The sequence below is a fragment of the Planktothrix pseudagardhii genome (assembly GCF_904830925.1).
Lineage (GTDB): Bacteria > Cyanobacteriota > Cyanobacteriia > Cyanobacteriales > Microcoleaceae > Planktothrix > Planktothrix tepida.
Window position 1 is genome coordinate 2,484,804 of sequence record NZ_LR882967.1, and the last position, 12,378, is coordinate 2,497,181.

Annotated in this window: 10 protein-coding genes; 4 read left to right on the forward strand and 6 right to left on the reverse strand. The window is 40.5% G+C overall.

Features of this window, described 5'->3' with window-relative positions:
- Positions 1-13 precede the first annotated feature (13 nt).
- Positions 14-388, reverse strand: coding sequence for a hypothetical protein (locus tag NMK36_RS10510; protein WP_072722049.1), 375 nt, complete (start codon positions 386-388; stop codon positions 14-16).
- 152 nt (positions 389-540) lie between these two features.
- On the opposite strand from NMK36_RS10510, the gene rpe reads away from it, so the two are divergent.
- The gene (rpe, locus tag NMK36_RS10515; protein ID WP_254173678.1) at positions 541-1,242 is read left to right on the forward strand and encodes a ribulose-phosphate 3-epimerase; all 702 of its coding nucleotides are present in this window, start codon (positions 541-543) and stop codon (positions 1,240-1,242) included.
- Positions 1,243-1,761: 519 nt separating this feature from the next.
- Positions 1,762-2,568 (forward strand): peptidoglycan-binding domain-containing protein, encoded by an 807-nt coding sequence (locus NMK36_RS10520; RefSeq protein WP_072722035.1) that lies wholly within the window; start codon positions 1,762-1,764, stop codon positions 2,566-2,568.
- Between the two features lie 62 nt (positions 2,569-2,630).
- Here the strand turns inward: NMK36_RS10520 and NMK36_RS10525 are convergent, their stop codons facing one another.
- The 3 genes from NMK36_RS10525 to NMK36_RS10535 form a co-directional block, all read right to left on the reverse strand.
- The gene (locus NMK36_RS10525) at positions 2,631-3,197 is read right to left on the reverse strand and encodes a sugar O-acetyltransferase (RefSeq protein WP_072722340.1); all 567 of its coding nucleotides are present in this window, start codon (positions 3,195-3,197) and stop codon (positions 2,631-2,633) included.
- Between the two features lie 4 nt (positions 3,198-3,201).
- Positions 3,202-5,472 (reverse strand): nSTAND1 domain-containing NTPase, encoded by a 2,271-nt coding sequence (locus NMK36_RS10530; RefSeq protein ID WP_072722033.1) that lies wholly within the window; start codon positions 5,470-5,472, stop codon positions 3,202-3,204.
- A 166-nt stretch (positions 5,473-5,638) separates the two neighbouring features.
- The gene (locus tag NMK36_RS10535; RefSeq protein ID WP_072722032.1) at positions 5,639-6,496 is read right to left on the reverse strand and encodes an amino acid ABC transporter substrate-binding protein; all 858 of its coding nucleotides are present in this window, start codon (positions 6,494-6,496) and stop codon (positions 5,639-5,641) included.
- Positions 6,497-6,653: 157 nt separating this feature from the next.
- Between NMK36_RS10535 and lpdA the strand changes: the two genes are divergently transcribed.
- Together lpdA and NMK36_RS10545 are read left to right on the forward strand one after the other, a co-directional pair.
- Positions 6,654-8,084: a dihydrolipoyl dehydrogenase gene (gene lpdA / locus NMK36_RS10540; protein WP_072722030.1), complete on the forward strand. Its 1,431-nt coding sequence runs from the start codon at positions 6,654-6,656 to the stop codon at positions 8,082-8,084.
- Between the two features lie 241 nt (positions 8,085-8,325).
- Positions 8,326-9,996 carry an efflux RND transporter periplasmic adaptor subunit gene (locus tag NMK36_RS10545; protein WP_072722028.1) on the forward strand — a complete coding sequence of 557 codons (1,671 nt, stop codon included), beginning with the start codon at positions 8,326-8,328 and terminating at the stop codon, positions 9,994-9,996.
- Between the two features lie 87 nt (positions 9,997-10,083).
- Here NMK36_RS10545 and NMK36_RS10550 read toward each other — a convergent pair whose 3' ends face one another.
- On the reverse strand, positions 10,084-11,523 hold the full coding sequence (locus NMK36_RS10550) for a hemolysin family protein (RefSeq protein WP_083580183.1): 1,440 nt from the start codon (positions 11,521-11,523) through the stop codon (positions 10,084-10,086).
- Positions 11,524-11,551: 28 nt separating this feature from the next.
- Positions 11,552-12,247, reverse strand: coding sequence for a hypothetical protein (locus tag NMK36_RS10555; RefSeq protein ID WP_072722026.1), 696 nt, complete (start codon positions 12,245-12,247; stop codon positions 11,552-11,554).
- Positions 12,248-12,378 lie beyond the last annotated feature (131 nt).

The window sequence follows — 12,378 nt, forward strand, 5'->3', positions numbered from 1 at the left end:
TAGAACCAACCTATTATGGCAGATGTTTGCCTAACCCTTGTTCAGCAATTCGGCTCAGTCCAGGTAGCCAAATCGGTTGACGTTTCCACACTCGAATCATTAACCCTAAACTGACGATAAAATAGCTAGTTGTCAAGAGACTACTGGTTAATAACATCGGTAAGGTGAACGATTCCGTACTTTGATAGCCAACTTCTAACAATAGCAGTCCTGCTAACCAACTGAACGCTAATACAATTACTAATCGACTCACCGCTTGTTGTTGTCGTGTTCCTTCCTGTCGATATAATGTCCATAATGCGGGGAAAAAACCCAAAATGGGAATTAAATACACAAACAACTGTAAACGTTCTTGCTGGGGATTTTCATAGAGGTCATGCGTTTTCATAGTAGAAAAAAAAGAAAGTAAGTAGAAAAAAATAAAATATTTCTGAGAGACTCAATACCCTAAAACCCGCTTAACAGGCAAGATGCCTGTTCCACATACCCCGATTCTGATACACTGGTTACAACTTGAGATGCAGGAGAACAGATTCCCCCATGACCACAACCCAAAAACCGATTGTTATTGCTCCTTCTATATTATCAGCCGATTTTAGTCGTCTAGGTGAAGAAATTCGAGCCGTGGATGAAGCGGGTGCAGATTGGATTCACGTTGATGTGATGGATGGCCGTTTCGTTCCTAATATTACCATTGGGCCATTAATTGTAGAAGCCATTCGTCCCGTGACCCAAAAACCTCTGGATGTTCACTTAATGATTGTGGAACCGGAAAAATATGTTGAAGGGTTTGCCAAAGCGGGTGCTGATATTATTTCAGTTCATGCTGAACACAACGCTTCTCCCCACTTACATCGAACTCTTGGCCAAATTCGGGAATTGGGAAAACAAGCGGGTGTGGTTTTGAATCCTTCAACTCCCTTAGAATTAATTGAATATGTGTTAGAGCTTTGTGACTTGGTGTTAATCATGAGTGTTAACCCTGGTTTTGGCGGTCAGAAGTTTATCCCTGGAATTCTGCCGAAAATTCGTCAATTGCGCCAAATGTGTGATGAACGGGGTTTAAATCCCTGGATTGAAGTTGATGGTGGTCTTAAAGGTGATAATACTTGGCAAGTGTTAGAAGCAGGTGCGAATGCGATTGTTGCAGGTTCTGCGGTTTTCAATGCACCGGATTACGCTAAAGCCATTGAAGGAATTCGTAATAGCAAACGTCCAACTCCTGAGTTAGCAACTGTCTAATCTTGATAACCTTCAATCTTTCTAAAGCATTAACCCTTCTGGACTGAATGATTAGGAGGGTTAATTTTTTATGATTGACCATTAACACTTAACCCGTAGCCATTAACAACAAAGCAAGCTCCCCCTCATCCCCCTCTCTTCTCTCCCCCTCTCTTCTCTCCCCCTCTCTTCTCTCCCCCTCTCCCTCATCCCCTCATTCCCCCTCCCTCATCCCCTTGTCCCCTTGTCCCCTTGTCCCCTTGTCCCCTTGTCCCCTTGTCCCCTTGTCCCCTTGTCCCCTTGTCCCCTTGTCCCCTTGTCCCCTTGTCCCCTCATCCCCTTGTCCCCTCATCCCCTCATCCCCTCATCCCCTCATCCCCTTGTCCCCTCATCCCCTCATCCCCTCATCCCCTCATCCCCTCATCCCCTTGTCCCCTCATCCCCTTGTCCCCTTTATTCTATCCGCCTCCTGATGATAGAATCCAATCAAGAAACTAGAATTTGAGTACAATCAAACTTTATAGAAATAAGGTAAGGGTCATGGGTATCAGAACTGCTATTATTGCTGGCCTGTTTTCTTTGGTTCTTCCGGCTTTTGCTCCCGTGGCGTTCGCAACGTCGAATTCCAGTTTAGGATTAACAGAATCATGGCAGGAGGGCAGCAATTCCGGGTTCACGTCTAGTGTTACTGATAAAGAAGGTGCAAGACGAGAACTTTTTTCTGAACCATTTTATCAAGTTGAACCTCAACCGTCGCGCCGACGGGAACGGGTGTTATCCCAGGGAACAGAAGGTTCCCAGGTGACGGGGTTACAACAACATTTAAAAGCTCATGGGTTTAGTCCGGGGAAAATTGACAGTGTTTTTGGCCCTCGGACAACGGCTTCGGTTCGAGCATTTCAGGCTGCTAAAGGATTAGAGGTGACGGGGGTTGTAGACCGAAATACCTGGCAGGCGTTATCGGCAGAGCCTGAAATTGCGAGTCCGGTTCAACAGGAAAGCCTTTTAGCCAGAGGTTCACGCGGAAGCGATGTTCGCATCTTACAAGAACGTTTAGAAGCTAAAGGCTATAATCCTGGCCCCATTGATGGGATTTTGGGCTCTCGCACCTTAACGGCGTTGCATGAATTCCAAACAGCCCAGGGGTTAGAAACGAGTAATCACGTTAATGAAGCGACTTGGACAGCTTTAAATGGAACTTCATTGCGTCAAGAAACCCCCGCTAATTTAACGGAAGAAAAGGTAATTTCTCCTGAAGAAAATTCTAATTTGACTCAGGAAGAAACGAAAGATTTAGGGAATAATTCTGAGGAAGAAGTCTTCAATTTAGAAGGGTTCACCAATTAAAATTAAATTGAACAGAACTATAGGGACGTGCTACAGCGCGTCTCTATATTTTATGGTGCTTTTTATAATGTCCGAATCACGCGACAAGGATTCCCCGCCGCAACAACTCGTTCAGGAATATTATTAACAACAACACTCCCCGCTCCAATGGTTGTATTGTCGCCAATTTCTATCCCTGGACAAATAATAGTGCCTCCTCCAATCCAAACATTATGACCAATTTTAATCGGTGCAGCTAGTTCTTTTCCTGTTAGACGTAATTCAGGCTCAATCGGATGATAAGCAGTATAAATTTGAACATTAGGTGCTAATAAAACATTATCGCCAATTTCAACAAAATTGCAATCTAAAATGATACAATTATAGTTCATGTAAACATTACTTCCAAGTTTAATATAACACCCATAATCGCAATAAAAAGGGGGAGTAATTTGTACGTTATCTCCAATTTTAGCGAATAATTCTAATAGAATTTCTTGACGTTTTTCTAACTGTTCTTCTGTTGTGTTATTGTATAAACGAGTCAGTTTAGAAGCTCGTTTGCGGGTACTGATTAACTCAGCATCATTAGCGAAATATAATGCCCCTGATAGCATTTTTTCTTGTTCGGTTGGAGAGATATTTTCCATAATATTAATCAGCATTAATCCAACGTAAGACAGAGGCGATCGCACGATTGACAAAACTATTGGGTTTCTCTTCAATAATTTTGCGTTGAGCTTTATCTCGTTCTAATTCTAACCCAGCAATTAATCGTTCTCCTTTTTGGTAACGAACTAACGCCACTAAATAATCATGGGTCAGTTGATATCGATCATCAGGAATATCAGGAATATGTAAAATCAATCCTTCTTCAACTAAAATTTCTAATAAAGGTTCTATTTTACTAAATTCTGTATCTAATTCTTCCGCAATTTCTTTGCTAGTTTTTAGCAGGCGGTGTTCTTGCTTGTTGGTTAAACCATACAAGATTTTAATCGCTGTTCGTTCATTTTTAGCACTACAATCTCGAATAACTTCATCTAAAAAATGTTCTAATAATTTTTGCTTAGGATGTTCTCCAAGCTGTTCATATTGATTTAAAGTTTGAATATCATGAACTTGTAATTGAGTCCCAATTAATTGAAGTTCAATGGGTCGAATACGATCAATATCAACGGTTAAATCCCGAAGCAATTGAGACATTAAATCAGGTTCTATTTTAAATTGAGCGCGTTCAATTTGATTTTGAATAAACGTTTGTGCTTGACTTAATGTAAAGTTTTCTAAACTATAAATCACCTTTTTCGAGAGAATCTCAGAGTGAATAATATCCTCTAGGTTAGTACGATGAGCACATTCTAGTAAATAATGTAAAGCATCAGTTCTTAAACAAAGTAACACCGTAATTGAAGTCAGCATCAAACTTTCTTTTAAAAATTCATAAAAAGGTAATCGTTGTTCTAACTGCTGACAAACCACAAAAAACTCTTCAAACTGATCAAAAATTAATACCGTTGGAATCTGATTTTGATCATTTTGCTTAAGTAAATTTAAAACCGGATTCAAGTTCCAGGTTTTGGGGTTTGGTTCTCGTAACCAATCCGTATAAATTCGCAGTAAAATAGGTCGAGCAATACTAGGATTTTGAGACCGTTGTTCTAACAATATCGGGACAATTCCTGCATTGAGTAATGAACTTTTTCCAACGCCAGATTCTCCCTGAAGAACAATCAGTTTATTGTCGGGGTTTTGAATCCGTTCTAATAAAGTATGAACGTCCTTTAAACGATTAGAATTTTCTATTTCTAAAGCAATAGACTGTTGTTTATGATTCGGGTGAGATTGAGCTTGCAATGTCCGTACCCCAATAAAAGCTCGTAATCCATATTGATATTCAATTCTGATTTTTTCTTCTTTTAAACGGGAAGCTTGAGTATATAAATCTTGATCCAAATACAGCTTATGTAAGGCTGTTAAAATTTTTAAGTAACCTTTAGGATCATCCTCAACATTGCTTTTCCGTAAAGCTTCTTCTAATTGGTTAACTGTTGTTTGCCATTGTTGAAATTCCTGTGTGGATTCTGCTAGTAAATAAAGATAAGGATTATGAGATGCTGTGCTGCTACTCATTGGATCATCATAGATTGATTGACCTTGAATCGCTAATGCTAACTCAGCTAGTTGATTGGCGTGTGCCCACTTGGATTCATGCAAAGCAGCTTCGGCTAAAAAGCCATAATCTTGTGCTAATTGGGCTTCTGAACCATAAGATATATGTAAATTAATCGCTTTTTGGGCAACTTGTTGTAACGTTTCCCAGTCTTCTAAGTATCGTAAAACTTCACCTAATTCTCCAATGAATTTAGAGACTAAATCAGGGCGATTAGCTTTTTCAAAAACGGTTATACTTTGCTCAAAATAAATTTTTGCTTCTTGCCAATTTATATTTTTTTCTGCTCTATCATTAGACTGAGCTAAAGAGATAAAACATAACCCGACATGAAATAAAACTCCACCCATTTGTTCAAGAAATTGATTGGGAAGAATCGTGTCAAGGTCAGGACGAGATAGCATTTCTAAATCGCCTTGAGCTAAAGCCAATGGCCAATATTCTAAACTACGACGATAATGATAAAGAGTGGATTCTAAATCTTTATTCTCATAAGCTTCTCGGCCTAAAATAAATTGTAATCCAGCGATTAAGGTGGGTAATATTTGCTGATAGTTATTTTGTCGGGCTTCTTGAAGAATTGCTTTGAATTCAGGATAAGATTCTCCCAAAATCACAACATTGGGTTTAAACAGGGGTGTATTCGGATCTAAAATGTCCGTAAAGATCTGCTCAACACAGCGATTGAGAAATAAAATAGATGAAGAGGATGTATGACTGGGAACTGGTTTGGGGCCGTTGATATCGCTCATACTATTGCCTCAAATCGGGCGCGATCACTTAAAGTATTAATAGTGTGACATTTTTTAGAGGAAAAAACAACTGTTTTGACCAGAATCAGGGTATCCCTACTGATACTAAAGGATACCCCTTTAAACCTTAGACCTTTAGGTTATCTCTAGCTGCAATTTTACTCAACTATAATAGGCATTTATTATGAGCCGCTTCTAAAGTTTTCACATACTCAGAATTCTTGCCATACAGTCCTGTTAAGATATTAACGGTTTCTTTGATTAATATCAAAGAATTGACTGTATTGATCCAAGATATATCTCCTTCAGGAAGAATCATGCCATAAAATTCACAAGTCAGAGGTTCCTGGGGAACTAAAGCATAATCTTGAGTGGAAATGGCTGGATTTCTTAATACTTCCCCAATTAATAATAATCCATCACTAGCAAAGGCATTCAGACGACCTTGAACCACATCTTCCACAGCATTTTTTCGACCGTCAACCCCTGGATATTCTACAACTTTTGCCAAAGAATAACGACTGCTAATAAACTGTTGGGTTAAGGAACCTGGTAAAACTCCAATTGAAATATTTTCTAAAGCTCCTGATGGTTGAATATAAGCTTGGTTATCCGGTCGAACTAATAAATGAACTCCCGTTGCTAAAAAGCGATCAGAATAGACAATTCCAGGAGGAAGATTTCGCATAATTGTATTAGGGCCACATTCTAAATGCACTTTTCCCTCTTTTACCAATTGTTCTCGATTTTCCAAGTTTGAGGGGATGAATTGTACCTCAATTGGTTGATTGAGTTGTAACTGATCTTGTAATCGTTTCCCTAATAATTCCATTAATTCAATACAATATCCTTCCCATTTTCCATCCGCAGAAACAAATCCTAATGGGGGTGCATCTTGCCGAATTCCTGCTTTTAAAACTCCTGTCCTTTTAATATCTTCTAAAACCGTTCCAGCTAAACTCGGTAACGGTAAAATTACCGATAAAATTAAACTCAATGCCATCGTGGCTAGTTTGGTTTTCATGTTATGATAGATCCCTACAAACACAGTAATCGAATCTAGCTTACCGCAAAAATGATCAGTCAGCCGGAACAGATCTAGCCGTTGTAAACGGGATTCAGTTGGCAAGGGACAAGGAAAACGGTAATATTTTTTAATCCCAACAGAGTAGTAACAGAATATGGATTACGATTTAGTGATTATTGGTGCCGGAGTTGGTGGACATGGGGCTGCTATCCATGCCGTCGGTTGTGGCTTAAAAACCGCGATTGTTGAAGTAGCTGAAATGGGAGGAACCTGTGTAAACCGGGGCTGTATTCCCTCCAAAGCGTTATTAGCCGCATCAGGACGAGTTAGAGAATTACACGACACCCATCACTTAAAAAACTTAGGGATTCAGTTAGGACAAGTCAGTTTTGATCGTCAACAAATTGCCAGCCATGCTAACAATATTGTCACTAAAATTCGCGGTGACATGACCAATAGTTTAAAACGCTTAGGCATTGATGTCATTCAAGGTTGGGGAAAAGTTGCAGGGCCGAATAAAGTTACCGTTGAAACGGCTAATGGCGAAAAAACAATTACGGCTAAAGATATTATTTTAGCACCAGGTTCTGTGCCCTTTGTTCCCCCTGGAATTACGATTGATCACAAAACGGTTTTTACCAGTGATGAAGCCATTAAATTAGAATCCCTCCCTCAATGGATTGCTATTATTGGAAGCGGTTATATTGGATTAGAATTTTCCGATGTTTATACCGCTTTAGGTTGTGAAGTTACCATGATTGAAGCGTTGGATCAATTAATGCCAACCTTTGATCCAGATATTGCTAAATTAGCCCAACGAGTTTTAATTACGCCTCGTGATATTGAAACCAAAGTCGGGAAATTAGCCTTAAAAGTTACCCCCGGTTCTCCGGTTATTATTGAGTTAGCAGATACCAAAACCAAAGAGGTTGAAGAAGTCTTAGAAGTGGATGCTTGTTTAGTTGCAACTGGACGCATTCCTGTTAGTAAAAACTTAGGGTTAGAATCGGTTAATGTCGAACCCATTCGAGGCGGTTTTATTCCGACCAATGATCACTTAGAAGTGTTATCCGGTGGCGAACCTGTTCCCCATTTATGGGCAATTGGAGATGCTACGGGTAAAATGATGTTAGCCCATGCCGCATCCGCCCAAGGAATTGCTGTTGTAGAAACGATTTGTGGGCGCTCTCGTCAAGTGGATTATCGCAGTATTCCCGCCGCAGCGTTTACCCATCCAGAAATTAGTTATGTCGGTTTAACCGAACCCGCCGCCAAAGAATTGGGAGAAAAAGAAGGGTTTGAAATTGCTACGGTCAGAACCTATTTTAAGGGGAATTCTAAAGCCATTGCGGAAGGAGAAACCGAAGGAATAGCTAAAGTGATTTACCGTAAAGATACGGGTGAATTGTTAGGGGTTCATATCTTTGGTCTTCATGCTTCTGATTTAATTCAAGAAGCCGCAAATGCCATGTATCAACGTCAATCTGTTCACGATTTAGTCTTTTCTGTTCATACCCATCCAACGCTTTCAGAAGTGTTAGATGAAGCGTATAAACGGGCTGTTGTTGGGGTTGGCGGTCATTAATTAATTGATCTGATTAAACCCCGTTTCTCGGCCCAATAAACCCCGTAAGGGCAGGGTTTTCCTGCCCAAATTTAAACCTCCTAGGTGTCCCCCCTTGTCTTCTTGTCCCCTCGTCTTCCCATCAAAGTTAAGAAACATCAAGAAATATTAACGGGAATCGTTAGAATTGATATAGCGACAGAATCCTGTCCGAGACTTAACGGCTGATTCTGTTGCGAATCAACTCGCACCCGCATCTGTCATGTTAACTGGCCCAAAAGAGGAAACTGCACAACGTAATGGTGAGGTTAAACATCCCGTTCAGTTTTCGGAAGTTCCCCAACGGCGATGGAAACCCTGGATGATTGCAGTGCTGGCGACTGGACTGTTGAGCATTCCAGCCTTGTTGCATTTGGTAAAGAGTCGTACCCAAGTGAATCCAGATATTATCACAGCCCTTACGGTTCCTGTGGAAGCGAAGGATTTAACCGTTAAAATCACTGCTAGTGGTGTAGTCCAACCTGTCCGCCGAGTCAACCTCAGCCCCAAAACCCAAGGGCGGTTAGCACAATTATATGTCGAACAAGGCGATCGCGTCCAAGCCGGAGAAGTGGTCGCTCGGATGGAAAGTGGCGAAATTGAAGCCCAACTCCAGCAAGCTGAAGCCCGTTTAGACCGCGCTCAAGCTAATTTAGACAAACTGCAAACGGGAAGCCGACCGGAAGAAATAGACCAAGCCCAGGCTCGCTTAAATCAAGTGAAAGCCAATTTAGCTCAACTACGAGCCGGAAGTCGTCCCGAAGAAATTGCTCAAGGTCAAGCTCGTTTAAGGGAAGCTCAAGCTCGATTAAAAGACGCTCAATCTGGCAGTTTAAATGATGAAATTGCACAAGCAAAAGCCCGAATTGATGCTAACCAAGCTGAATTAAAATTAGCATCAGAACGGGTACGACGCTATCAAGATTTAAAAGGAGAAGGGGCAATTTCTCAGGATCAATTAGATGAATATTTGCGGGATGAACGACGGTTACAAGCCGGACAAAATGAAGCCGAAAAACGCTTAGAACAATTACAAGAAAGTCAGCGATCGCAAATTCAACAACGACAAGCGAATGTTGAACAAGAACGTCAAGCCTTAAATCAATTAGAAAAGGGGGCTCGTTCTGAAGAAATTGAGCGCTCGGAAGCTGAAGTGGCGGAAGCTGAAAGTAAATTAAACGAGTTATTAAATGGGACTCGTTCTGAAGAAATTGCCACTGCAAAGGCTGAAGTGGATGAAGCCAAAGGTCAAGTTAAATTTTATCAAGTTCAACTAGAAGATACCAAAGTTCGCGCTCCCTTTGCCGGAATTATTACCCAACGTTATGCCGTTGAAGGGGCATTTGTGACTCCGGCGACTTCAGCTTCTGATGCCAGTTCGGCTACCTCTACTTCAATTGTCGCCTTAGCGAAAGATTTAGAAGTGTTAGCAAAAATTCCAGAGGCAGATATTGCTCAAATTAAACCGAATCAACCCGTTGAAATTATTGCCGATTCTTATCCCGATCAAGTGTTTAAAGGTCGAGTTAATATTATTGCACCCGAAGCCGTCAAAGAACGGGATGTTACCTTATTTCAAGCTCGAATTCTGATCGAAACCGGAAAAGATCAACTTCAGTCGGGAATGAATGTGGATTTACGGTTTATTGGGGAGAAACTCAAACAAGCCTTAGTCGTTCCCACCGTTGCCATTGTCACCAATAAAGGTCAGTCGGGGGTATTACTTCCTGATGAAAATAATAAACCAGAATTTCACCCCGTTACCATTGGTTCTCAAATGGGGAATCAAATTCAAGTGTTAAAAGGGTTACAACCGGGAGAACGAGTGTTTATCGAGTTACCCAAGGGACAAAAATTAGAGGATATTTTTAAAGGAAAAATTGATAAACCGTAGAGGCAGATTGAGAAAGTTTTCCGAGCAGAATTTTCGATGGATAGGAACTTGTAACTCAAAATAAATTGAGAGCGTTTTTATCCTTAATCATCGGGATTCTTCTTCGGAACTTTCGGAAATTTCAGGATTATCAAGATCGGGAGATTCTTCAACTTCTGGGAAACTCATCGTTTCTGGTATTGTATCCAAAGTTTCAGGTTCGAGAATCCGAATTTCGATTTGATCTAAACGAGGGCCATCAGTTGAAAGAACGGTAAATTCTAAATCATGATAACGGAATGTTTCACCGACGGTGGGAATTTTTTGGAGTTGATAAATTAAAAATCCTCCTAAAGTTTGATATTCTTCTGTTAAGGGTAAGTTTAAATCTAAACGTTCATTCAGTTCTTCTAAGTCTAATTGAGCTTGAACTAAAAAGGTTTGTTCATCAACAAATTGAACGCTAATATCTTCTGCTTCTGTGGGGTCAGAGCGATCGCCAATAATTTCAGCAATTAAATCTTGAATCGTGACTAATCCTGCCGTCCCGCCAAATTCATCTACGACAATTACTAATTGTAATTGCGATCGCTGCATTAAAGATAATAACTCATTTAACGGTATTTGTTCAGAAATAAATCGCGCTGGGCGTACCCAAGGCGTAATTAAACTATTTTGAGATAACACCCCATCCGCTAAGGGTTTAGCTAAATCTCGAAAATCAATGGTTCCCAAAATATCATCTAAAGATTCCCCCATAATCGGATAACGGGAATGATTAGAAATCGTCATTTCATTTAACAAGAGTTGAAATGTGGCATGACTGGGAATAGCAACAATACTGGTACGAGGAACCATAATTTCTTCTGCGACCACATCCCCAAACTCAAAGACATTATTTAATAATTGTCGCTCTTCTGCTTCTAACCCAATGGATTCACTGGATGTGGTAATAATTAATTGCAATTCTTCCGGCGTAACTCGTGTATAGGGTTGTCCGCTAAACTGAATTCCACAGAGTTGTAATAACCACCGGGTAGATTGATTTAAACTCCAAACAAAGGGTTTAAAAAAACGAGCGATCGCTAAACTCGGAGGAGCTAAAAACCGAGATAACTGTTCAGGATAAACTAATGCTAAAGACTTAGGATATAATTCTCCTAAAACAATTTGTAAATAAGCAATTAAGAAAAAGGCAAAAATCGGCAACACTAAAGAATGAGCGATCGCATCGTGAAAAGCAGCAGGTAGAGGTAAAGGCGTGAGGATATCCTTTAACGTCATTGCGACTGTTGCTTCTCCTATCCACCCTAAAGCCAAACTCGAAAGAGTAATTCCTAACTGAGTCGTCGAAAGAAATAAATCGATTCGGCGTTGCAATTGTTGAACTGTTTTTGCTGGAGCATCTCCTTCATCTACCAGTTGATTAATTCGCGATCGCCTTACCGAAACCATCGAGAATTCGGCGGTTACAAAAAAGGCATTAATTGTAATTAAAAATAGCACTGAGAACAATCGCCCCAGTACATCTTGAGTTGTCAGAGTCATGAATCACCTTTTCAGAAAATCCAGAAGTCTATTGAGCCACTGGAATTCCTGACATTTGTAACTGCATTTTTTGGTCGGGATAATCGGTTAAACTCATGGTCAATTCTTTAGAATTTTCGACTAATGCTGTCGGAATTGTAACGGTTCCTGAATAGACTTTGCTATTGGGAGGTAATTGACCCGGTAATTCTTCAACACTCGCACTCAAAGCCCGACCTTTATCATCGGTAACATTTAAAAAACTATAGAGAAAGCGCACCGACTGTTGACTTTCATTTTTTAAATTAACACTTAAAACTAAAGAATTGCCCTGACGAGCCGCCTCCATCACTTCTAAACTAACCCCTCCATCACGGCTAACAATGGGAAACACCGATTTATTATTAGCTGATGCTGAGGAGGCGTTTTCAGTTTTCGGCTTCTGGGCTTGAGCAGAAGTTGGCTTCTTGGCATTTTTGCCAGAGGCACTCGCTACTTCTGTATCTTTCCCTTCCATGCGTTTCTTGACCGTTGCCAAGATATCCTTTTCTTGCAGTAAGATCACGCCGTCGTGGCGGGTGCCATTTTTATTTTTGGCTAAGTTGTTGGGGCGTACATCCGGTTGTGTAATTTCTTTTAACGCAGAACGACCCAAACCATAACCCCAAACCGCACTGGTGAAGCCAGCCCCAAACATCATGGTCAGTAAAACGACAGTCAGAACAACAGTTGAATTTAGTCCCATCTCAAGATTTTAGATATGATTTAACTCGCTATTTTAACGGCTAATGCCTTGAGGATATGCTATCACCTACACAGCCGACTCAAAATTTAAGCCGGATTAACAATCTTACCTGTGGGTATGGTATTCTATAT

Coding starts and splice junctions, on each gene's coding strand:
- NMK36_RS10510 (WP_072722049.1), bottom strand. CDS start 388: ATGAAAACGCATGACCTCTATGAAAATCCCCAGCAAGAACGTTTACAG.
- rpe (WP_254173678.1), top strand. CDS start 541: ATGACCACAACCCAAAAACCGATTGTTATTGCTCCTTCTATATTATCA.
- NMK36_RS10520 (WP_072722035.1), top strand. CDS start 1,762: ATGGGTATCAGAACTGCTATTATTGCTGGCCTGTTTTCTTTGGTTCTT.
- NMK36_RS10525 (WP_072722340.1), bottom strand. CDS start 3,197: ATGGAAAATATCTCTCCAACCGAACAAGAAAAAATGCTATCAGGGGCA.
- NMK36_RS10530 (WP_072722033.1), bottom strand. CDS start 5,472: ATGAGCGATATCAACGGCCCCAAACCAGTTCCCAGTCATACATCCTCT.
- NMK36_RS10535 (WP_072722032.1), bottom strand. CDS start 6,496: ATGAAAACCAAACTAGCCACGATGGCATTGAGTTTAATTTTATCGGTA.
- lpdA (WP_072722030.1), top strand. CDS start 6,654: ATGGATTACGATTTAGTGATTATTGGTGCCGGAGTTGGTGGACATGGG.
- NMK36_RS10545 (WP_072722028.1), top strand. CDS start 8,326: ATGTTAACTGGCCCAAAAGAGGAAACTGCACAACGTAATGGTGAGGTT.
- NMK36_RS10550 (WP_083580183.1), bottom strand. CDS start 11,523: ATGACTCTGACAACTCAAGATGTACTGGGGCGATTGTTCTCAGTGCTA.
- NMK36_RS10555 (WP_072722026.1), bottom strand. CDS start 12,247: ATGGGACTAAATTCAACTGTTGTTCTGACTGTCGTTTTACTGACCATG.